The 21,967-nt window shown below is 65.2% G+C and carries 23 protein-coding genes; 12 read left to right on the forward strand and 11 right to left on the reverse strand.

Annotated features, from left to right (window positions below; all coding sequences use genetic code 11):
- The first annotated feature begins 4 nt into the window (after window positions 1–4).
- The 4 genes from C8K14_RS15790 to C8K14_RS15805 all read left to right on the forward strand — a co-directional run bounded on the left by C8K14_RS15790 (window position 5) and on the right by C8K14_RS15805 (window position 4,176).
- Window positions 5–244 (forward strand): acyl carrier protein, encoded by a 240-nt coding sequence (locus tag C8K14_RS15790; protein WP_022674823.1) that lies wholly within the window; start codon window positions 5–7, stop codon window positions 242–244.
- A gap of 8 nt (window positions 245–252) precedes the next feature.
- Entirely contained in the window at window positions 253–1,452 is a 1,200-nt protein-coding gene (locus C8K14_RS15795; RefSeq protein WP_107717457.1) for an aminotransferase class I/II-fold pyridoxal phosphate-dependent enzyme, read from the forward strand.
- A complete protein-coding gene (locus C8K14_RS15800; protein ID WP_022674825.1) occupies window positions 1,452–2,264 on the forward strand; it encodes an SGNH/GDSL hydrolase family protein in 813 nt (270 codons plus the stop codon). Before C8K14_RS15795 ends, C8K14_RS15800 begins: the two co-directional genes overlap by 1 nt.
- 124 nt (window positions 2,265–2,388) lie before the next feature.
- A complete protein-coding gene (locus C8K14_RS15805) occupies window positions 2,389–4,176 on the forward strand; it encodes an amidohydrolase (protein WP_107717459.1) in 1,788 nt (595 codons plus the stop codon).
- 53 nt (window positions 4,177–4,229) lie between these two features.
- Here C8K14_RS15805 and C8K14_RS15810 read toward each other — a convergent pair whose 3' ends face one another.
- Window positions 4,230–4,523, reverse strand: a complete 294-nt coding sequence (locus C8K14_RS15810) for an EthD family reductase (RefSeq protein ID WP_107717461.1) — start codon at window positions 4,521–4,523, stop codon at window positions 4,230–4,232.
- Between the two features lie 48 nt (window positions 4,524–4,571).
- Complete coding sequence (locus C8K14_RS15815; protein ID WP_233251110.1) at window positions 4,572–5,150, reverse strand: rhodanese-like domain-containing protein; 579 nt, start codon at window positions 5,148–5,150, stop codon at window positions 4,572–4,574.
- A gap of 91 nt (window positions 5,151–5,241) precedes the next feature.
- Here C8K14_RS15815 and C8K14_RS15820 point away from each other — a divergent pair, with 91 nt between their 5' ends.
- The 3 genes from C8K14_RS15820 to C8K14_RS15830 are packed head-to-tail and all read left to right on the forward strand — an operon-like array spanning window position 5,242 to window position 8,801.
- Complete coding sequence (locus C8K14_RS15820; protein WP_107717465.1) at window positions 5,242–6,018, forward strand: quinoprotein dehydrogenase-associated SoxYZ-like carrier; 777 nt, start codon at window positions 5,242–5,244, stop codon at window positions 6,016–6,018.
- Entirely contained in the window at window positions 6,015–7,001 is a 987-nt protein-coding gene (locus tag C8K14_RS15825) for a quinoprotein relay system zinc metallohydrolase 1 (protein WP_107717466.1), read from the forward strand. The genes C8K14_RS15820 and C8K14_RS15825 overlap by 4 nt, the downstream gene beginning before the upstream one ends.
- A 57-nt stretch (window positions 7,002–7,058) precedes the next feature.
- Window positions 7,059–8,801, forward strand: a complete 1,743-nt coding sequence (locus C8K14_RS15830; RefSeq protein WP_107717468.1) for an alpha/beta hydrolase-fold protein — start codon at window positions 7,059–7,061, stop codon at window positions 8,799–8,801.
- Window positions 8,802–8,863: 62 nt separating this feature from the next.
- On the opposite strand, the gene C8K14_RS15835 is transcribed toward C8K14_RS15830, so the two are convergent.
- Together C8K14_RS15835 and C8K14_RS15840 are read right to left on the reverse strand one after the other, a co-directional pair.
- Complete coding sequence (locus C8K14_RS15835; RefSeq protein WP_107717470.1) at window positions 8,864–9,160, reverse strand: usg protein; 297 nt, start codon at window positions 9,158–9,160, stop codon at window positions 8,864–8,866.
- Window positions 9,161–9,294: 134 nt separating this feature from the next.
- Entirely contained in the window at window positions 9,295–9,936 is a 642-nt protein-coding gene (locus tag C8K14_RS15840; protein WP_107717472.1) for a YqaA family protein, read from the reverse strand.
- A gap of 404 nt (window positions 9,937–10,340) precedes the next feature.
- On the opposite strand from C8K14_RS15840, the gene C8K14_RS15845 reads away from it, so the two are divergent.
- A complete protein-coding gene (locus C8K14_RS15845) occupies window positions 10,341–11,450 on the forward strand; it encodes an OmpA family protein (RefSeq protein ID WP_107717474.1) in 1,110 nt (369 codons plus the stop codon).
- A gap of 152 nt (window positions 11,451–11,602) precedes the next feature.
- Window positions 11,603–12,202: a superoxide dismutase family protein gene (locus C8K14_RS15850; protein WP_107717475.1), complete on the forward strand. Its 600-nt coding sequence runs from the start codon at window positions 11,603–11,605 to the stop codon at window positions 12,200–12,202.
- Window positions 12,203–12,284: 82 nt separating this feature from the next.
- On the opposite strand, the gene queC is transcribed toward C8K14_RS15850, so the two are convergent.
- The 6 genes from queC to C8K14_RS23210 all read right to left on the reverse strand — a co-directional run bounded on the left by queC (window position 12,285) and on the right by C8K14_RS23210 (window position 17,576).
- Window positions 12,285–12,998: a 7-cyano-7-deazaguanine synthase QueC gene (queC, locus tag C8K14_RS15855; protein WP_022675937.1), complete on the reverse strand. Its 714-nt coding sequence runs from the start codon at window positions 12,996–12,998 to the stop codon at window positions 12,285–12,287.
- A 61-nt stretch (window positions 12,999–13,059) separates the two neighbouring features.
- Window positions 13,060–13,488: a hypothetical protein gene (locus tag C8K14_RS15860; RefSeq protein WP_233251111.1), complete on the reverse strand. Its 429-nt coding sequence runs from the start codon at window positions 13,486–13,488 to the stop codon at window positions 13,060–13,062.
- A 96-nt stretch (window positions 13,489–13,584) separates the two neighbouring features.
- Entirely contained in the window at window positions 13,585–14,481 is an 897-nt protein-coding gene (locus C8K14_RS15865) for an Hsp33 family molecular chaperone HslO (RefSeq protein WP_062788271.1), read from the reverse strand.
- Between the two features lie 30 nt (window positions 14,482–14,511).
- The gene (gene argF / locus C8K14_RS15870) at window positions 14,512–15,438 is read right to left on the reverse strand and encodes an ornithine carbamoyltransferase (RefSeq protein WP_107717477.1); all 927 of its coding nucleotides are present in this window, start codon (window positions 15,436–15,438) and stop codon (window positions 14,512–14,514) included.
- 10 nt (window positions 15,439–15,448) lie between these two features.
- On the reverse strand, window positions 15,449–16,645 hold the full coding sequence (locus C8K14_RS15875) for an aspartate aminotransferase family protein (protein ID WP_107717479.1): 1,197 nt from the start codon (window positions 16,643–16,645) through the stop codon (window positions 15,449–15,451).
- Window positions 16,646–16,799: 154 nt separating this feature from the next.
- Entirely contained in the window at window positions 16,800–17,576 is a 777-nt protein-coding gene (locus C8K14_RS23210) for a cold-shock protein (protein WP_054132337.1), read from the reverse strand.
- A 282-nt stretch (window positions 17,577–17,858) separates the two neighbouring features.
- Between C8K14_RS23210 and C8K14_RS15885 the strand changes: the two genes are divergently transcribed.
- From C8K14_RS15885 to C8K14_RS15895, 3 genes are all read left to right on the forward strand, one after another.
- The gene (locus C8K14_RS15885) at window positions 17,859–18,668 is read left to right on the forward strand and encodes a TerC family protein (protein WP_107717480.1); all 810 of its coding nucleotides are present in this window, start codon (window positions 17,859–17,861) and stop codon (window positions 18,666–18,668) included.
- 57 nt (window positions 18,669–18,725) lie between these two features.
- Entirely contained in the window at window positions 18,726–19,169 is a 444-nt protein-coding gene (locus tag C8K14_RS15890) for a TIGR01244 family sulfur transferase (protein WP_022676146.1), read from the forward strand.
- 191 nt (window positions 19,170–19,360) lie between these two features.
- Window positions 19,361–20,467 carry a choice-of-anchor A family protein gene (locus C8K14_RS15895; RefSeq protein ID WP_084391134.1) on the forward strand — a complete coding sequence of 369 codons (1,107 nt, stop codon included), beginning with the start codon at window positions 19,361–19,363 and terminating at the stop codon, window positions 20,465–20,467.
- An 80-nt stretch (window positions 20,468–20,547) separates the two neighbouring features.
- Here C8K14_RS15895 and murA read toward each other — a convergent pair whose 3' ends face one another.
- Window positions 20,548–21,831, reverse strand: a complete 1,284-nt coding sequence (gene murA, locus C8K14_RS15900) for a UDP-N-acetylglucosamine 1-carboxyvinyltransferase (protein ID WP_022676144.1) — start codon at window positions 21,829–21,831, stop codon at window positions 20,548–20,550.
- Between the last annotated feature and the right edge of the window lie 136 nt (window positions 21,832–21,967).

Genomic DNA, 21,967 nt, shown 5'->3' on the forward strand with positions numbered 1-21,967 from the left:
GACGATGGACCGCCCCGCCACTGCCGCCAAGATTGCCGAGCTGATCGAGCCCTTCAACAAGAAGGGCGTGGCCATCACCGATGCCACCACCTTTGCCGGCGACCTGGAGTGGGACAGCCTGACGGTGATGGATTTCGTCGCCGCGATCGAGGACGAGTTCGACATCATCATCAGCATGAATCAGCAGGCCGAGATCGAAACCTATGGCCAGCTGATCGACGCCGTGACCAAGCTGCAAGGGTAAGCACCCCCATGACCGACCTGTTTTCCAAGTTCGACGGCCTGATCGAACAGCGCCGCGCGCTGCTGTCCACTGGCGTCACCGATCCGTTCAACCTGGTGATGGAAAAGGTGATCTCGCCCACCGTTGCGGTGTGCAACGGGCGCGAGACGATCCTGCTGGGCACTTACAACTACATGGGCATGACGTTCGACCCGGACGTGATCGCCGCTGGCAAGCAGGCGCTTGATGAATTCGGTTCGGGCACCACCGGCAGCCGCGTGCTCAATGGCACGTATGCCGGGCACCGCGCCGTGGAAGACGCGCTCAAGGATTTCTATGGCATGGACCATGCCATGGTGTTCTCCACTGGCTATCAGGCCAACCTGGGCATCATCAGCACGATGGCCGGCAAGGGCGATTACATCGTGCTCGACATCGACAGCCACGCCTCGATCTGGGACGGCTGCAAGATGGGCGATGCCGAGGTCGTGCCGTTCAAGCACAACGATATCGAGGCGATGGAAAAGCGCCTCAAGCGCATTCCCGAAGGCGCGGGCAAGCTCGTCGTGCTCGAAGGCGTCTACTCGATGCTGGGCGATATCGCCCCGCTCAAGGAGATGATCGCTGTTGCCAAGGCCCACGGCGCCATGGTGCTGGTGGACGAAGCGCACTCGATGGGCTTCATCGGCCCCAATGGGCGCGGCGTGGCCGAAGACCAGGGCGTGCTCGACCAGGTCGATTTCGTGATCGGCACCTTCTCCAAGTCGGTCGGCACCGTTGGCGGCTTCTGCGTTTCGAACCATCCCAAGTTCGAAATCCTGCGCCTGGTGTGCCGTCCCTATGTCTTCACCGCTTCGCTGCCGCCCAGCGTGGTGCACACTGCCAGCACATCGATCCGCAAGCTGATGCATGCCGCCGACAAGCGCGCGCATCTGTGGGAAAATTCCAAGACCCTGCACGCTGGCCTGACCCAGCGCGGCTTCAAGCTGGGCACGGCAACGCCGCAAAGCGCGATCATCTCGGTGATCATGCCCGATCTGGAACGCGGCGCGGCGATGTGGGAAGCGCTGCTGCATGAAGGGCTCTATGTGAACCTGGCGCGCCCGCCGGCAACGCCAGCGGGGATGACCTTGCTGCGCTGCTCGCTCTGCGCCGCGCACAGCGCCGAGCAGGTGCAGACGATCATCGGCATGTTCGAACGCGCCGGCAAGGCGGTGGGCATCATCTGATGCGCCGGGCAATTGCCAATCTGGCTGGGGCGGGCGCTGGCGCGCTGGCCCTGGCGCTGATGCTGTCGGCGTCGCCGGCATTGGCGGCGCAGGCCGGGCAGCCGGCCGTGCCCGCCCCGGCGCCCAGCGTCACCGTCGCCGTGGCGCCGATCGGCCCGACCGCGATGGTGACCGAGCCCTGCACGCCCAGCCGGGTCGGTGGCTATGACTGGGGCAACCTGTGCCGCTATCAGAAGGCCGATCGCCAGGTGCCGCAACCGCTGCGCGCGGTGTTCATCGGCGATTCGATCACCGAATGGTGGCTGACCACCGCCCCGGCCATGTTTGCCGGCGGCATCGTCGATCGGGGCATTGCCGGGCAGACCAGCCCGCAGATCCTGCTGCGGTTCTATCAGGACGTTGTGCGCCTGCGCCCGCGCGTGGTGCACATCATGTGCGGCACCAACGACGTGGCCGGCAACACCGGGCCGACCAGCCCGGATGAATATGCTGCCAACGTGCTGGCGATGGTCGATCTGGCCAAGGCCAATGGCATTGCCGTGGTGCTGGGCAGCGTGCTGCCCGCCGGCGGTTTCAACTGGCGCAGCGAGATGAAGCCGGCCGCACAGATCGCCGCGCTCAATGCCTGGCTCAAAGACCTCGCCCGTGCCCGCGGCCTGGCCTATGCCGACTACTACAGCGCGATGGCCACGCCCGAAGGGGCGATGAAGCCCGGCCTGTCGAGCGATGGCGTCCACCCCAATGCCGCCGGCTATGCCGTGATGGAGCCGATCGCCCGCGCTGCCCTGGCCGAGGCAGAAAAGCCGCGCTGACACACCTGCCGTTCCGGCAGATCTGCCTGGACGAAAATTGGACACTTGTCCTACCCCCGCCCTATCTGCTTAGATCACAGATAGGGCGGCACAGGGGGTGCCGCGCGATGTGCGAGGTGCCCGCATGCATTCCCTTCGCCTGATTTCGCTGCTGGCCGGTTCGGCCCTGGTGGCCAGTGCGGCGCACGCCGCGCCCGCGCCGGTGGCCGATACCGTGCTGCTGCACGGCCAGATCCACACTATCGACGCGCAGGGCAGCGTTGCCCAGGCGATCGCGATCAAGGATGGGCGCATCGTCTATCTGGGCAGCGACGCCGGGGCCAAGGCGATGGCCGGCCCGGCCACCCAGACCATCGACCTCAAGGGTGGCGTGGTCATGCCCGGCCTGATCGATGGGCACATGCACCCGCTGGAAGGCGGCGCCGGCCTGCTCGCCTGCGACCTGCAGTACAAGCGGTTGACCGTGCCGGAATTCCAGGCGGCGCTATCGGCCTGCGCGGCCAAGGATGGTGACGCGGCCAGCGACGGCAAGTGGCTGATCGCGGTGCACTGGTTCCAGCAGGAAATGCAGCCGCTGGGCGTGGACATGACCAAGGCGATGCTCGATGCGCTGCCCACGCGGCGGCCCGTGGCGGTGTTCTCCTCGTTCGGGCATTCTGCCCTGGTCAACAGCAAGGCGCTGGCGCTCGCCGGTATCGATGCCAAGACGCCCGATCCGGTTGGCGGTGCGATCCACCATGATGACAAGGGCGCGCCCACCGGCCTCTTGGAAGACGCCGCGCAAGACCTGGTGCGCAAGCTGGTGCCCACCCCCACCCCGGCAGACGATGTGGTCGCCGCGCGCGCCGCCCTTGCCGCGATGGCAGCGCAGGGCGTGACCACGTTCCTCGATGCCGATGCGCCGCGCGAATCGATCCATGCCTTTTCCGTACTGTCCAAGGCCGGGGAATTGACCGCGCGCGGCCATTTCGCGCCGCACATCGCGCCCGAGGAAGGCCCGTCTCCCGAACCGGCCCTGGCCCGCATTGTCGAATGGCGGCGCGCCTATGACCAGGGCGCGGCGCAGGTGCAGCCCACGATCATGGTGCGCACGATCAAGCTCTACATGGATGGGGTGATCACCGCCCCGGCCTTTACCGGGGTGATGCTGCAACCCTATCTGGAAAACCACGGCACGCCGGAAAAGCCCGATTGGCAGCCCGGCATGAACAAGGGGCCGGCGCCCTATTTCCCGCCTGCCGTGCTGGCGCCACTGCTGGAGCGCATCACCGCACTGGGCTTTGACCCGCACATGCACGCCGATGGCGATGGCGCGGTGCGCATCGCGCTCGACGCCGTGGCGGCCCTGCGCAAGAGCCAGCCGACGCGCGACGTGCGCCCGGCGATCGCCCATGACGAGATCGTCGATCCCACTGATTTCCCGCGCTACAAGGCACTGGGCGTCACCCCGGTGCTATCGTTGCAATGGGGCAAGCAGGCCGCTGATACCGTGGCCGGCGCCAAGGATTACCTCGGCCCCAAGCGCTATGCCTTCATGGAGCCTTCGGGCCTGCTGGCCAAGGCCGGCGCGCGCATCACCTTTGGCAGCGACTGGCCGGTCGATCCGCTGAACGAATGGTTTGCCCTGAAAGTGGGGGTAACCCGGCGCAACGATCCCTCGGCGGGGCCGGAATACAGCCAGCCGCTATCGGGCGGACCGCCGCTGTCGGTGATGCAGGCAGTGCGCGCGGCCACGATCAACGCGGCCTGGTCGCTACGCGCCGAGCATCAGGTGGGCAGCCTGGAACGCGGCAAGTTTGCCGATCTGATCTGGATCGATCGCGATATCTTTGCCGGCAACCCCGATGCCATTGCGCAAACCCGGGTGCTGCTGACCATGGTGGGCGGCAAAGTGGTCTATCGCGCCCCCTGACAACCTCGAACCGGCAACGCGGGGGCGTGAACCGCCCCCGCGTTGCCCCTCGTTCAATCTGCCGCGCGGTAGATCACCGGGGCGATGTCGGTGAAATTGGCCACATCGCCCAGCACTTGCGGCGTATCCGGGCTGGCCAGCGCAGCATCGATCGCCGCCTGGCTGGAAAAGCGCAGCAGGACCGACGCTTTCCACGGCTGGCCGCCCGCCGGAAACAACACTTCGGCCCCGGTAAAGCCGTGCGGGGTCCACAGCCGCTCCACCAGCGGGATATGCGTGGCGGTATAGTAGGCGGCATCGAACCGCGCGCCTTCGTGCGTGGGATAGCTGACGATCAACGTGGCCATGGCATTTCTCCTGTCAGTGGTTCTGATTGTGGTTCTGGTTTCAACGCATCACTTGTCGGGCACCGGCACGGGGGTTGCCGGCACCAGGTTGCCGCCGGCATCGTGCCATCCCTCAATCCCTTCGGCCAGCCAGCGTACGCCCGCAACGCCGCCCAGCGCCAGGCGCCGGGCGGCGTTCCAGCTCATCCAGCAATCGGCGCGGCAGAACAGCACGATCGGCGCAGCCGGATGCTGGCGGCGGAAGGCTGCAACCTGTGTGGTCAGCGCCTGCCACAGCAGCGGATCGGGCGGGGCGCGGCCGGTTTCCGGGTACCACAGGGCGCCGGGGATCGTCTCGTGCGGGGTGGCCAGCGTCCAGGCACCGCTGGCACCATCACGATGCGCGCCTTCGGCCGGCAAGACATCGATGAACAGCGCTGCGCCGGGCGCCAGCTGCCGCGCCTGCGCCAACGGGATTGCGCTGGCTGGCGCCGGATCGCGGTCCACCGGCGCGCGGAACGCCGCGTTGCGATAGCCCTGGGCATCGAACGGCGTGGCCTGTTGCGCCCAAGCTGGCGAGAGGATCGGCGCGGCCGTCATGGCCAGCACCATCCCTGCCCACGGGATGCGACGCAGTGCTGCGATCATTCTCTCCCATCCCTTGCCCAAGCTGGCCCTCGATCTTGGCCTATGGTGCAATTGTAGAATGCTGCCCGATCAAGGCAAATGGTGCCTTGGTATGAAGCGCCCTGCCCTCCTCGTGCCGATCATGGCTTTGCTGGCAAGCACCACGCCGGTTGCCGCCGCCCCTACGCCGGGCTTGGTGGCCGATCCGCTGGCCTCGCCGATGTGGGACAATCACGCCGCGTGGCTGCTGGGCAAGGCGCCGGTGCGGTTTGACCCGGCGGTGATCGTGACCATGCCCGATGTGACGGAAAACCAGCATGTTTTCCCCGTTACCGTCGATGCCCGCGCGCTGGGCAAGGTGCAGCGGATCGTCGTGCTGATGGATCTGAACCCCTTGCCCGTGGCGATCGATTACCAGCCCCAGGGCGCGCTTCCCTATGTCAGCCTGCGCATCAAGCTGGACCAGCGCACGCCGGTGCGGGCGCTGGTGCTGACCGCCGATGGCGTGTGGCACGTGGGCGGGCGCTGGATCGATGCGGCGGGCGGTGGTTGCTCGGCCCCGCCGGTCAGCCGGGTCAAGGGCGATTGGGCGCAGCATCTGGGCGAAATGCGCGGGAAGCTGTGGCACGAGGCCGCCGATACCCGCCTGCGCGTAAGCGTGCGCCATCCGATGGACACCGGCTATGTCGACAATATCGCCGCCTACAACATCGAGACGATGCAGGTGCGTGGCGCAGATGGCGCGGCGCTGGGCACGATGACGATCAACGGCTCAGTATCCGAAGACCCGGCATTCACCCTGCTCTTGCCGCCCACGCAGGCCGGGTCGGTCAGCATCCATATGGCCGACAGCAACGGTCGCACGTTTGACGGCAGGCTGGCACCATGACGCTATCGCGCCGCGCGGCCCTGGGCCTGCTTGCCGCCGCACCAGTGGCATTGTCGGCGCGCATGGCCCGGGCGGAAACCTTTGCCGGTCGCTATGCCTATGATCCCCAGCCGATCGGGCCCGGCATCTGGCTGGTGCGCGGGGCGGACGAGGCCATCGTGTTCGGCAATGGCGGCGCCATCGCCAATGCAGTGATCATGGCCTGCCCGCAAGGCGGGGCCGTGCTGTTCGACTGCGGCCCGTCGCTGCATTATGCGCAAGGGCTGGCCGCCGTGGCGGAAAAGCTGTGCCACGGCCCTGTGCGGCGTGTGTTCCTCAGCCATCTGCACCCCGATCATGCCCTGGGCACGGCGGCGTTCGATCCGGCGATCGTGGCCGCACTGCCCGCCACGCGGACCGAATTGGAGCGGGACGGCAATGGCTTTGCCGATGCGATGTATCGCATCCTGGCCGACTGGATGCGCGGCACTGCCGTGGCCCTACCCGGTGCGACAGTCGTTCCCGGGCCAATCGAGATTGCGGGCCGGCGGCTTCAGGCCATGGCGCTCAAGGGGCATTCCGATGGCGACTTGGTGCTGGTGGACGAGGCGAGCGGCACGATCCTGGCCGGTGACCTGGTGTTTTACGATCGCGCCCCGGCCACGCCCGATGCCAACCTCGCGGCCTGGCGCGAGAGCCTCACGACACTGGCCGCCCTGCCCCATCACCAACTCGTGCCCGGCCATGGCCCGCTCGATCCCAGCGGGACGGCGGCCATCGCCCAGACCCGCGACTGGCTCGATTGGCTGGAGCAGGCGCTGAACCAGGCGGTCGCGCAAGGCCTCGACATGACCGAGGCGGGATCGCTGCCAATTCCCGACCGCTTCGCCACGGTGAAGCTGGCGCGCTATGAACTGCAGCGATCGGTGGCGCACTTCTATGCCGGCATCGAGGCGCAGCGCTTGCCGCGCATCGACGCCGGCAGTGGCAACGGAAACGGCTGACAAGCGACGTTTTTGCAGGAATAGTGCGGCCCTGACCAATTTGGTGGGGGCACCATCATGAAACGTATCGCACGTCATCGTCTTCTGGCGCAGGCACTGGGGCTGAGCTTGGGCATCGGGCTTGGCCTCGCCAGCGTGCCGGCCCAGGCCGAGGATTTCCGCGTCACGCTGCCGGCAACGGCCAAGAATGCGCCGGTCGATGGGCGGGTGCTGGTGATCCTGGCGGCCAAGCCCGATCCGCAGCCGCGCGAACAGGTCAAGGCCGACTATGATTCCGCGCAGGTCTTCGGCGTGACGGTCGATGGCCTCAAGCCCGGTGACAGCACCACGGTGGGCAGTGGGGTGCTGGGTTTTCCCACGCTCGATCTCAAAAGCGTGCCAGCCGGGCGCTATACCGTGCAGGCCGTGCTGCACCGCTATGACACCTATCATCTGGGCAATGGCAAGACGGTGAAGCTGCCCGCGCCGCGCGGCGCCGGGCAGAATTGGCGGGCAGAGCCGGGCAACCTGTTCAGCACGCCGCAGACGGTCGATTTCGATCCGGCCAGGCTGGGCACGATCGCGTTGACGCTCGACAACGTGAATCCGCCGATCACCCCACCGGCTGACACGCCCTTTGTGCGCCATTTCAAGATGCGCAGTGCGCTGCTGTCAAAGTTCTGGGGCAGCGACATCTATCTGACCGCGCACGTCCTGGTGCCGCGCGATTTCGACAAGCATCCCGAGGCGCACTTTCCGCTGATGATCTTCCATGGCCACTTCCCGGCCGATTTCGGCGGCTTTCGCACCACGCCACCCGATCCCAACCTGAAATGCGAACGCAGCGAACGCTTCAACCTGCCCTGCTACAACCGCACCGAGCAGGAAGAGGCCTATGCGTTCTACAAGCAGTGGATCGGCGATGCCTTCCCCCGCTTCCTGGCGGTGGAGATCGACCATTCCAACCCGTATTACGATGATTCCTATGCGGTGAATTCGGCCAACCTCGGGCCCTATGGCGATGCCATCACCCACGAACTGGTGCCGGCGATCGAGAAGAAGTTCCGCGGCCTTGGCCAGGGCTGGGCGCGGTTTCTCTATGGCGGGTCGACCGGCGGGTGGGAATCGCTGGGCGTGCAGATCAAGTACCCGGATGATTACAACGGCGCCTTCGCCGCCTGCCCCGATCCGATCGATTTCCGCCAGTTCATGCTGACCGACATCTATGCCGACAAGAACGCCTATGCCTATGAAGGGCCGTTCGGGCGGGTGGAACACCCCGGCAAGCGCGACTGGCTGGACCATGTGCCTTACACCATGGAGATGGAAAACCGCCTGGAACTGGTGCTGGGCGACAAGAACCGTTCCGGCGGGCAGTGGGATATCTGGGAAGCGGTGTTCTCACCCATGGCGGCCGACGGCTATCCGCAGCGCTTGTGGGACAAGCGCACCGGCGTGATCGATCCCAAGGTGGCCGCCTATTGGCGCGACAACTATGACCTGCGCCATATCCTGGAGCGCGACTGGCCAACCCTGGCGCCCAAGCTGCAGGGGAAGCTGCATATCTATGTCGGCACGATGGACAATTACTTCCTCAACAACGCCGTCTATCTGATGGACGATTTCCTCAAGAAGAGCGATCCGCCCTATCGCGGCGTGGTCGATTATGGCGACCGGGCCGAGCATTGCTGGAGCGGCGACCATACCCAGCCCAACGCGATTTCGCGGCTGCGCTATCACACGTTCTACCTGCCCCAGATCCTCAAGCGGATCGCGGAGACCGCCCCCGCCGGGGCCGACCTCAAGAGCTGGCGCTATTGAACCAAACCGGACGGGCGCGACGCAAAAGCGCGCGCCCGTCCAGCTCGATCAGCCCGGCTCGATCAGTTGATCGTGATCTCGCCGTTGACCGCGCGGTATTCCTGCGGGCCGATCAGATGCCGATGGGCAATGCGGATGGAATGCAGCGCGGCATCGATTTCGCGCCGCCAGTGATCGAGAAAACCACCCAGGCGCGGGAAGCGCGGGGCAAGATCATATTGCTGAAACGCAAACATCTGGAGCAGCGCCGGGTGATCGGGCATGTAATAATGCACCTCGATCGTGGTCAGGCCATAGCCGGCAAGTTGCTCCAAGAAACCACTGCCAATCTGCTCAGTATTCGCTCCACCACGCGCCATGCCTTCCCTCCGCCAAAGCAAGGGGCCTGGCCCACCGCAACGCGGTCAGGCCCCGGGACAGCCTGAAGATCCAACACGGTGAACTTGGCACGTCGTGCGCCGCAGTCAAGACGGGGGCTTAACCGCTGCGGCGTTTACGGCTGGGTGAGAATGGCCTTTTCGCAGCGTTCCATCGCCGCATTCTTGGCGCCGCCGCCGCCCAACAAGGTTGCAGCTGCGAAGCCGGCCACGACCAGCACGACAAAGCCCGCCGTGACCAGGCCGAGGTACTTGTCGATGAAGCGCTTGATCGGTGCACCGAACAGGCGGAACAGCACGCCCACGATCATGAAGCTGATCGAGCGCGACACCACGCTGGCCAGGAAGAAGGGCAGCAGCGGCATGCCAATGAACCCGGCGGTGATCGTCAGGAGCTTGAAGGGGATCGGGGTCGCGCCCTTGAGCACGATGATTTCCACCCCGTATTCGCGCAGGTAGCAGGCCGCCTTGGGGAAGCTTTGCGTCAGGTGAAGCAGCGCAAGCAGTTGCGTGCCCACGCTATCATAGAGGAAATGCCCGATGGCATAGCCAAGCAACCCGCCCAGGACTGATCCGGCCGTGGCAAACGCGGCATAGCGCAGGGCCTTGCGCGGCTGCGACAGGCACATCAGGCCCAGCAGCGGATGCGGCGGGATCGGGAAGAAGCTCGCTTCCATGAACGCGAACAGGAACAGCCACCATGACGCATGGCGATGGGCGGCCTTGGCCATGGTCCATTCGTAAAGGCGGCGCAGCATGGTCTTGTCGATTCCCCGGTCCACGGCGCCACCGCGCCCTATGAGCCACACCTCCCTAGTGCAGTGCACAAGATTGCGCCAGCCACCTCGGGCGGGCGTGATTCAGGCCCGCACAAGCCAGATTGGCACCCCCGGATCCCGGCGATCGGGACACTTTGCACCGACCATCGCAATGAAAATTCGTCTCATCTCAAAATTTTTTGATGGCCAATCGGGAACCTGCTTCCGCCTTCCGCATTGGAGGGGGCACATGAGGGTGGTTTCAACCGGGAAATTGCTGCGAGGGCAACTGTTACAGTGGCTTTTAGGCAACAGTTCACGCGTGTGTCCGCTTGCATGAACATAACAGAACCGGTAGACAACCGCCACGACGTGGCATGATCTCGCAAAAAAGGGGAAACGTAATGCGGAAACTGATCCTGGGCCTGGCCTTGGCATCAAGCGCAATGGCGACGCCCGCGCTTGCCAAGAGCAAGAGCTGGTATGTGGAAGGTGATGGCGGCGCGATGCTGCTCGAAGACGCCGACCACAATGTGAACGGTACGGCCAATGCCGCCACCGTGAGCTCCAAGACCGGCTACGACTTTGGCGCCGTGGTGGGTTACGATTTCGGTGGCTTCCGCCTCGAAACCGAAGCCAGCTACCGTCGTGCTCGTAACAGCAACGTGCGTAACAACGTCACCGGCGCTGAATACTCGCGTGACAATGGCCAGATCGGCGGCAGCACCAGCGCGCTGAGCTTCATGGTCAACGGCCTGCTCGACTTCGGTCCCGACGATGGCCTGCAGGGCTTCATCGGCGGTGGTGCCGGCGTCGCCAAGGCGAAGTACTATGTCGCCACGCCCGAAGGTCTGCTTGACGACTCGAAGACCAAGTTCGCTTGGCAGGTTCTGGCCGGTGTTCGCGCGCCGCTCAGCAAGCACGTCGACGTGGGTCTGAAGTACCGCTTCTTCAACGTTCAGGACGTGAACCTGGTTGGCACCTCGGGTGCTTATGCCGGCGCCAACTTCTCGACGCGTCTGCGCTCGCACTCGATCCTGGGCACGCTGACCTACAACTTCGGTGGCGAAGAGCAGGCTCCCCCGCCGCCCCCGCCGCCCCCGCCGCCGCCCCCGCCGCCTCCGCCCCCCCCGCCTCCGCCGCCGCCTCCGCCGCCGCCGGTGTGCAACAAGGGCCCGTACATCGTGTTCTTCGACTGGAACAAGTCGGACATCACGCCTGAAGCGGCGACCATTCTCGACAACGCGATCACCCAGTATGGCAACTGCCAGACTGTTCCGATCATGCTGGCCGGCTACACCGACCGTTCGGGCTCGCCCAAGTACAACCTTGGCCTGTCCGCACGTCGTAACTCCTCGGTCCAGGCTTACCTGACGTCGCACGGCATCCCGGCCTCGACGATCACCAGCCAGGCCTTTGGTGAAGCCAACCCGCGCGTTCCGACCGCCGACGGCGTGCGTGAACTGCAGAACCGTCGCGTGGAAATCACGTACGGTCCGGGTTCGGGCAACTAAGTGGCACGGCCCCGGTCAAACGGGGCCGGTCATGAAGACCCAAGACGAACGAGGGGCCGGAGCAATCCGGCCCCTTTTTCGTTGTTGCGACATACGATGCGCCGCGTATCGGCCCCAGCCTTGATGGCGGCATAAGCCACGGAGATCCCACCATGCCTTCCCCGCTTCTGTCCTCTCGCCTGCGCCGTACCGTAACCACCTTCGCGCCGCGCGCGATCGTCGCGCTTGCCCTGCCGATTGCGCTGTCTGCCTGTGGCGACGGCAGCATGGCGGGTATGCACAGCGCCCCGATGCCCAAGGCACAAGTCGTGGCCAATGCCACGCTGATGCTGGCCAGCGGCGCCAGCGCGGGCACCGCCGAACTGCTCCAGGGTCCTGACGGGTTCCGTGTCCACGTCGATGCCAAGGGCCTGCCGCCCGGCGTCCACGGCATTCACCTGCACACCGTTGGCAAGTGTGATGCCCCCGGCTTCACCACTGCGGGTGGGCATCTCAATCCCGATGGCCACCAGCATGGCGCGGAAAACCCCGCCGGGGCGCACCTGGGTGACCTTACCAACCTGACCGTGGGAGCCGACGGCACCGGGGCACTGGACTTTGCCCTGCGTGGCGGCGCCGACATGACCGGCCCGGCGCTGTTCGATGCCGATGGCACGGCGCTGGTCATCCATGCCGCGCCCGACGATTACAAGACCGATCCCAGCGGCAACAGCGGCGCGCGCCTCGCCTGCGGCGTGTTCGTTCGCCAGTAGTACGGCACCTGAATGAACGAAGGGGACGAGCAGGGCCTGCCTGCTCGTCCCCTTGTCGTGTCGGTCCAACTAGGCCGGGCGCTCAAGCGCCGTAGCGCGTTCCATCGGTCAGGCCTGCTTCGGCGAAGCCCGCCTTGCGCAAACGGCAACTGTCGCATTCCCCGCAAGCGCGGCCATCGGGCAGCGGATCATAGCACGACCAGCTTTCCCCGGCATCGAGGCCCAGCCGGGCCGCTTCCTGGGCAATTTCTGACTTCTTGAGGTGTTGCAGCGGCGCATGCACGGTTACCGTGCCACCCTGGCTGCCGACCTTGGTGGCAACGCGGGCCAGCCCTTCGAACCCATGGATGAATTCCGGACGGCAGTCGGGGTAGCCGGAATAATCCAGCGCGTTGACGCCGATAAACAGCGCGTTGGCCCCCGCCGCCTCTGCCCAGGCAAGTGCGAGGGAGAGGAACACCAGGTTGCGCGCCGGCACATAGGTGATCGGGATATCGTCGGTCAGCCCATCCTTGGGCACGTCGATCGCGTCGGTCAGCGCCGATCCACCGAACTGGCGCAGATCGAGCGGCAGGATGACATGACGCTCAACCTGCAGGCGCGCCGCGATCACCCGCGCGGCATCGAGTTCCACGCGATGGCGCTGGTTGTAATCGATGGTGAGGGCCAGGACACGGAAGCCCTGCTCTTGCGCAAGCGCAGCGCAGACCATTGAATCGAGCCCGCCGGAAAGCAGGACAACCGCCAGCGGCGCCGATTCCGCGCCGGACGAAGAAGACAATTGGGTATCAGTCATGCTACGGGGCTAGCCCCCTCGCCCGGCACAGGCAACCCCCAGCCGGGCGTTCGCAGCGTGATCAGCGCGCGGTGCAGTCGCCCAGGCGCCGCGCTTCGGCGTTGAAGGAAAAAGGCAGTCCCTTGGCGATGCCCTGCGCCTCGATCTGCAGCAGCTGATCGTTTTCATAGCGGATACGTGTCAAGCCCGAGCCGGCCTGCCCGCAGACATAGCTGACGGAAATGGCGTTGGCTTCGTCTTGCACCACGAACTGGCGGCAAGCCCGCCCCGGATGGCGTAGCTGGATCAGCGGGCGCCCTTCAGCGAGGCACAGCCGGCCCTCAAATCCGCCAGCCTCGCGCGCGTGGACCTGCCATTGGCCCGGCGCGATGCGATCCAGCATCGCGAGAGTGGCCGGCGCCCTTTCGGCATCCGCGGGGGCGACCCAAGCCAATGCCGGCAGGACGATCACCGCAGCGAGGGCGCGGCGCAGCGCGTTACGATACGTCATCAACCACCCTCCAACCCTGCCGCCCAGGCTGCGGCAGCCCTTGGCAATATAGCTGCGATGCTGGTGCGATTGAAGACCTCCGCTCGGCAACGGCCGTCAATCGAAACGAAGCGGAAACTCTTTCGAGCAGAACGCGCAGTCGACGACGATAAGACCATCGTCGTTGGCCATTTCCGCGCGCTGTTCCGCACCAAAGCGGGCCAGCAGATCGCGATAATGCTCGGCCGTGCAGCGGCACCCCCGCGTGAGCGGATGGCCCTGGGCAACGCGTACTTCGCTTTCCTCGTGAAACAGGCGCCACACCAGGCTTTCCAGCCCGAGCTGCGGATCGGTGAGCTCTTCATCGGTAAGGGAACCGGCCAGCGCGGCGACATGTTCCCATTCCGGGTGATCGAGCCGCGCGTGCAGGCGCTCGCGCCCCTCCTCGCCATCGGGCAAGTGCTGCACCAGCAAGGCGCCCGCCACGGTGCGGCCGTTTTCCGCATGCACCCCTACCCGGATCAGCGTAGGCACCTGTTCCGACTGGAAGAAATAGCTTTCGCAGGCGCGCGCCAGGCAATCCCCTTCGAGCGGGACAATGCCCTGATAGCGCTGATCACTGCTGGCCAGATCAAACGTGATCGCCAGGTAACCATCGCCAAACAGCGCATGCAGCGAGGGATGAGGCCCCAGCTCGTCCAGTCGCGCACGATCGTGGCGGACATAGCCGCGCAATTCGCCGCCGCGATAATCGCATACCAGCAGATCGACCACGCCATCCTGGGTCTGCGCCTGCATGGTCAGCTGGCCGTCGTCGTCCTTGAGCAGCGCGCCGAGCAGCGCGGTCAGGGTCAGCGCTTCGGCCAGCAGGTTGCGGATCGGCGCCGGATAGGCATGGGCGGAAAGCACGGTATCGAGCACCGGCCCCAAGCGCACTACCCGCCCCCGGGCATCGCGCCCAGGGACGGTGAACTGCAATACCTGGTCAAATCCGGTTTCGGCTTGGTCAGTCATGGAAGCTTTCGTTTGTACAAGACGCGCTGGTCAGATCTGGCCAAAGACCCAGCGCAGAACGGATTTCTGGGCGTGAATGCGATTTTCCGCTTCGTCCCACACTACCGAACGCGGCCCGTCGATCACGGCGTCGGTGACTTCTTCGTTGCGGTGAGCCGGCAGGCAGTGCAGGAACAGCGCATCGCCCTTGGCACGGGCCATCAGCGCCTCGTCCACCTGGAACGGCGCCATCGCCGCCAGCTTGGCTTCCGCGTGAGCCTGGCCCATCGAAATCCACGTATCGGTGACCACCACATCGGCCCCGGCCACGGCCTCTGCCGCGTCGCGATGCACGCTGATGGCTGCGCCTTGTGCCTGGGCGCGGGTAATGAAGCCGGCGTCGCAATCATAGCCCTCGGGCACGCCGATGCGCACGTTGAACTTCATCAGCCCGGCCGCCTCAACGATCGAGTTGAGCACGTTGTTGCCGTCGCCCAGCCAGGCCACGGTAAGGCCGGGCAGCGCCTTGCCATGTTCGATCACGGTCAACAGATCGGCCATGATCTGGCAGGGGTGGGAAAGATCGGTGAGCCCATTGATTACCGGAACGCTGGCATAGTGGGCCAGTTCCTCGACCTTGGCGTGATCGTCGGTGCGCAGCATGATGGCATCGGCCATGCGGCTGAGCACGCGCGCGGTATCGGCGATGGTTTCGCCCCGGCCCAGTTGGGTATTGCCGGCATCGAGAATCAGCGCCGAGCCGCCGAGTTGGCGCATCGCCACGTCGAACGACACACGCGTGCGGGTGGAATTCTTTTCGAACACCATCGCCAGGATATGACCGGCCAGGGGAGCATCGGCATCGACGCGGCCCTTGGGCCAGACCGCGCGGGCAGCCTTGCGATCGAGCGCGTCGGCCAGCATCGCGGCGACCGCATCACCGCCGGCATCGGAAAGATTGAGGAAATGCCTGATCATTACCGCTGTCTCACGCCGCAGGAGCCGGAGGAACATAGCTGGCCGCGGCGGCCGAAAGCTTGTCCATGAATTCATCGATGTGGCTGTCGTCGATCACCAGCGGCGGCAGGACGCGGAACGTCATGTCGCCAGCGGCCACGGCCAGGAGCTGATGATTGTCGCGCATGTGGGCCACGAACGGGCGCGGCTCGACCTTGCACTTCACCCCCAGCATCAGCCCCTTGCCGCGGACCATTTCGAACAGGTCGGGATAGTTGCCGATGAACTGTTCGAGCCGCGCCTTGAGGCGATCGCCGGTGGCGCGCACCTGGGCAAGAAATTCGGGAGTGGCGACGACATCGAGCACGGCATTGCCGGCCGCCATGGCCAGCGGATTGCCGCCATAGGTGCTGCCGTGGGTGCCAAACACCATGCCGCGTGCCGCCGTTTCGGTAGCGAGGCAGGCGCCAAGCGGGAAGCCGCCGCCAATGCCCTTGGCAATCGCCATGACATCGGGCGCTACGCCATACTGTTCATAGGCGAACATGGTGCCGCTGCGCGCCACGCCGCACTGCACCTCGTCAAAGATCAGCAGCAGGCCATGCTCGTCACACAGCGCGCGCAGGCCCTTGATGAACTCTTCGCTGCCTTCCCGAATCCCGCCTTCGCCCTGGATCGGCTCGACCAGGATGCCGGCGGTATGCGGGCCGATCAGCGCCTTGGTCGCTTCCAGATCGTTGAAATCGACATAATGGAAACCGGGCAGGATGGGCAGGAAGCCCTTGTGCATCTTTTCCTGATCGGACGCGCTGATCGTGCCCATCGTGCGGCCGTGAAAGGCATTGCGATAAGTGATGATCTCGAACCGTTCCGGGGCCTGGCCGTGATACTGGTGATAGGCGCGCGCGGTCTTGATCGCGCATTCCACCGCCTCGGCCCCGGAATTGGTGAAGAACACCGTATCGGCAAAGGTCATGTCGACCAGGCGCTGCGCCAGCGCCTCGCCCTGGGGGCTGCCATAGAGATTGGACACGTGCATCAGCGTTTCGGCCTGGCGCTGGATCGCGCCGATCAGGTGCGGGTGCGAATGGCCCAGCAGATTGACCGCGATGCCGCTGGCGAAATCGAGATAGCGCGTGCCGTCCTCGGAAATCAGGTGGCAGTGTTCGCCGCGCACCGGACGCACGCCACACCGGGGATAGACGGGCATGAGCGGGGTGATGGACATGGGCAATGCTCCTGTAGTTTCCAAGGATAAAGGTGTTTGGAACGGGGATGGCTGCAAAACGACAAATGGCGGCCCAGCGGACCGCCATTTGCACGCGTATGTGGTGATGCAAGGCCCCTGGGTCTCACAGACCCGAGGGGCAATGCGGCCGGGATCAATCCTGGCGCGGCACCAGGTTGACCGCCGAGTACTTGCCTCGTCGATCAACTTCGAGGTCGAACTCCAGCTTGTCGCCTTCGTTGAGCTCGCGCATGCCGGAACGTTCAACGGCACTGATGTGCACGAACGCGTCGGGCTGGCCGTCATCACGGGTGATGAAGCCGAAGCCCTTCATGCCGTTGAAGAACTTGACCGTGCCAGTGGCCTTTTCACCGGTCAGCTGGCGCTGCGGGGCTGCGGGCTTGGCCGCCACGGGGATGACATCGCCAACAACCTGAAGGTCAGCGGCAGAAACCTTGCCACCACGATCAACCAGGTTGAATTCCAGCGTCTGGCCTTCGGCCAGGCCTTCGAGGCCGGCACGTTCCACGGCGCTGATGTGGACGAACACGTCTTCACCGCCGTCTTCGCGCTGAATGAAGCCGAAGCCCTTCTGGCCGTTGAAGAACTTGACGACGCCCTTGCCGGTGCCGACAACCTGTGCAGGCATGCCGCCGCCGCGCGGGCCGCCGAAGCCGCCACCACCACCGCCGCCGCGATTGCCGCCGCCAAAGCCGCCGCGATCACCGCCGCCGAAGCCACCACGGTCGCCGCCGCCGAAGCCGCCGCCGCGATTGCCGCCGCCAAAGCCACCACGGTCACCGCCGCCGAAGCCGCCGCGATCGTAGCCACCGCCAAAACCGCCACCGCCGCCGTAGGGATCGAAACCGTCGTCGCCGAAACCGTCGCGCTTGTCGCGTCCGCGACCACGCCGCCCTCTGTCAAAACCCATAAAACCCAATAAACCTTACAATCCGCCCCAAATTTCCTGGCGCCACTGGCCGGACGCGGAGACCAGGGGCGCGACAAGGACAACGTGCCGGGCTTTAGGGCCGGCCCTCTCCATTGCGCCAAGGACTATAACGAAGAAAAAGCCGATGCGCGAACGGAATCGACGGGCGCAGGTGATTCCACCGCAAAATATCGTTCGCAGCCACAATTCGTGACAAAAGTGCCGCGCTTTCCTGCCCCCTGACGCCTTGCCGGGGGCTGAACGATACGGCACAAGCGCGCCATGGACCTTGTCGCTCTTCTTTCCGATCCGCAAGCCTGGGTTGCGTTTCTCACCCTGGTGCTGCTCGAAATCGTCTTGGGCATCGACAACCTGGTGTTCATCGCGATTCTCTCGAACAAGTTGCCCGCCCACCAGCAGGCGCGGGCGCGGCGCATCGGCCTGGCGCTGGCGCTGGTTCTGCGGCTGGCGCTGCTGTCGCTGATCGGCTGGATCGTGACCTTGCAGACCCCACTGTTCGACCTGGGCCTGCGCGGCGCACCCGGCGCCCATGGCGAACCCACGTTCGAAACGGCCTTTTCGGGCCGCGACCTGATCCTGGTGGCGGGCGGACTGTTCCTGCTGTGGAAGGCGACCAAAGAAATCCACCACACGCTCGATCCCGAACCCAGTGGCGAGATGCTCGATCACAAGGGCCATGACGGCAAGAGCGCCGGACAAGCCGTGGTTGCCAATTTCGGCGCGACGATCGCACAGATCATCGCGCTCGACCTGGTGTTTTCGATCGATTCGATCCTCACCGCCGTGGGCATGACCGATCAGATCGCGATCATGATCGCCGCCGTGGTCACCACCGTATCGCTGATGATGCTGGCCGCCGATCCGTTGGCCCGCTTCATCGAGCGCAATCCCTCGCTCGTCATGCTGGCCCTGGCGTTCCTGGTGATGATCGGGCTCGTGCTGCTGGCCGATGGCTTTGGCGTGCACATTCCCAAGGGCTATATCTATGCGGCGATGGGCTTCTCGGTCTTCGTCGAACTGCTCAACATTGCCGGCCGGCGCAAGCGCAGCGTAGCGCGCGCCAAGGCCTGATCCGCCACATTCGCTTCTTCACTTCCGCCAATTCACTCCCGTCAACAAGGGTTTGTCATGTCCCAGTTTCGCCAGATCGACGGCCAGTTCCTGGCCAGCCCGCAGATTACCGTGGAAGACGTGGCCCTGGCCAAGGAACTGGGCGTGACACTGATCATCAACAACCGGCCCGAGGGCGAATCCGACGACCAGACGCCGGGCGCGGAAATCGCCGCCGCGGCGCAGGATGCCGGCATTGCCTACGTCGCCATTCCGGTAACCCATGCCGGCTTTTCGATGCCCCAGGTAGACGCCTTTCAGCAGGCACTGCGCCAGGCGGGCGATGCGCCGGTGCTGGCCTATTGCCGGTCGGGCACGCGATCGACGCTGCTGTGGGCGCTGGCCCAGGCCGCCAATGGCGCCAACCCGTTTGAGATCGCTGCCAAGGCAGCAGCGGGCGGGTATGACATCGGCCCGATCCGTGCCCAGGTCGATATCCTGAGCGCACGCGCTTCGGGTTAACCTTGGACCCGCGCTGAGGGCGGGCGATCGCTCCCCCCGGCGCCTTCAAGCTCGTTCGATCGTTAACGATTGTCAAATCATTGTGCCACAAGGGCACGATGGGCAAATCGCGGTTGCGTTACAGCGCAAAGCGGGCAGGAGGATCGCGCGCGTCCTATTCCGGTGCGCATGCCTCAGGAAATCGATTCGTCATGCCTGTCCGCCCTCGGATGACCGCTGCCCTTGCCACTCTGGCTGCGCTGGCCCTTCCTTGCAACGCCGTGGCCGCGTCCACCCCGGTGGGGATCGATGCGCTCAAGGTCTACAACCTGATCGTGCTGGGCAACCTGACGTCCTCATCCGAAGTGGAAGGGCGCACGTTCGTTGGTGGCAACCTCACCGGCAATTCATCGAACTACCTGATCTCCACGCTGCCGGCATCGAGCTATACCGGGCCGGGCCTGGTCGTGGTGGGTGACGTGAACGGCGGGATCAAGAACCTCAACAACGGTTCGGGCGCAATCGTGGGCGGCAGCGTATCGAGCGGGTTCAACCTCAACGGCGCGACGCAGACCGTGCAGGTGGGCGGATCGATCGCCAACACCAACGTCAATTCCAATATCGTGCAGTCGAACCTGGGCACGACCAATCCGGCATTTGTCAGCAATCTGCAGCAGGACGGCAGCCTGATGTCGACCAGCATGACGGGGCTGTCCTATCAGCTGTCGCAGCAGACCGCGAACAGCACCCTGGCGATCAGCGGCAATCGTGGCACTTTCAATGCCCAGCCCAATGCCAGCGGCGTGGCGGTGTTCTCGATCACCGCGGCCGATCTCAATTCCATCGGCGAAATCCAGTTCAACACCAATGGCGCCGATACGGTGATCGTCAACGTTTCGGGCAGCACGATCAACCTGAACGACAACTTCCTGGGCGGCACGGCGAACCTGGGCCAGCACGTGATCTGGAACTTTGCCGATGCCACCGACCTGACGCTGACCACCGCATGGGGCGGATCGGTGCTGGCGCCCAAGGCTGCGGCGCACACCTACAATTATATCCAGGGTTCGGCGGTGTTCGGCAGCCTGACCCAGGACGGGGAAATGCACATCGGCACCTATAGCGGTGGCTATGTCGTGCCAAGCGATCCGCAGGTCCCCTCGTCATCCACGTCGAGCAGCAGCACGGGTGGCACCGATGTGCCCGAACCGGGCATGCTGGCCCTGCTCGCCCTGGGCCTGGGCGGCCTGATCCTGGGCCGCAAGCGCCGCGAGCCGGGCGAGCGCCCAGCCAAGGGCGAGTCCGCCGAAGCCGCCTGAACCCACGATAGGGACACAAAAAAGGGGCCGCGCGGCAGATCCGCGCGGCCCCTTTTTGCTGGGCTGGATCGGCCGCGCGATCAGTCGCTACCAACGCGCTCCACATCGGCGCCAAGCAGCGCGAGCTTTTCCTCGAGCCGTTCATACCCACGATCGAGGTGATAGAGGCGGTGCACCTGGGTTTCGCCCTCGGCGGCGAGCCCGGCGATCACCAGGCTCATCGAGGCGCGCAGGTCGGTGGCCATGACTTCGGCGCCCGACAGCTTGTCCACGCCATGGACCACGGCCGTGCGGCCCGAGGTTTCGATACGCGCGCCCATGCGGTTGAGTTCGGGCACGTGCATGTAGCGGTTTTCGAAGATGGTTTCGGTCAGCATGCTGGAGCCCTTGGCGAGGCAGAGCATCGCCATCAACTGGGCCTGCATGTCGGTGGCAAAGCCGGGATAGGGCGCGGTGGAAATAGTCACGGGGCGCAGATCACCATCGGCGGCGATATGCAGGCCGCCGCGCACCGGCTCTACCGATACACCAGCATCGCGCAGCGCCTGGACCGTGGTTTCCATATCCTCGATCCGCGCGCCCTGCAGCGTCACTTCGCCGCCGGTGATCGCTGCTGCGCAGGCATAGGAGCCGGCCTCGATACGATCGGGCATGACCATGTAGGTAGCGCCGTGCAGGCGCGCGACGCCGTGGATCGTCAGGTCTGACGTGCCGATGCCCTCGATCTCGGCGCCCATGGCAACGAGCAGGTTGCACAGGTCAACGATTTCGGGTTCGCGCGCGGCGTTGTGCAGGGTGGATTTGCCCTTGGCCAGAACCGCCGCCATCAGCGCGTTTTCCGTGGCCCCAACGGACACCACCGGGAAGCTGTAGCGCCCGCCGGGCAGCCCGCCATCGGGCGCGATCGCCCGGACATAGCCCGCGGCCAGTTCGATATGGGCACCAAATGCCTCGAGCGCCTTGAGATGCAGATCGATCGGCCGGTTGCCGATGGCGCAACCACCAGGCAGCGACACGGTGGCTTCGCCAGCGCGGGCCAGCAGCGGCCCCAGCACCAGGATCGAGGCGCGCATCTTGCGCACCAGGTCATAGGGCGCGACGGTCGACGTCAGGCGGGTGGCCTGCAGCGTCATCACCCGGCCGAAATCCTCGGGCCGGCCGCCGGCAATGGCGGTAGACGCACCGAACTGGTTCATCAGGTGCTGGAAGCCGTCGATATCCGCCAGGCGCGGCAGGTTGCGCAGCGTTACCGCTTCATCGGTGAGCAGCGCGCAGGGCAGCAGCGTGAGCGCCGCATTCTTTGCCCCGGAAACAGGAACCGTACCGGAAAGACGCTTGCCGCCGCGAATAATGATCTTGTCCATCGCGGCGGTTTAGCCGGTTTGCCGGACAGGGCAAGGGGCAAGGTTGCGGGCTGGCTGGAGGGCAGCAAAGCGACGGCACGGCGTCAATATTGCATTGCAGCATTTTTTGCACGTTCCGGCCTGCGGAGAACTTGTC

The organism is Novosphingobium sp. GV079, from assembly GCF_003058045.1.
Lineage (GTDB): Bacteria > Pseudomonadota > Alphaproteobacteria > Sphingomonadales > Sphingomonadaceae > Novosphingobium > Novosphingobium capsulatum.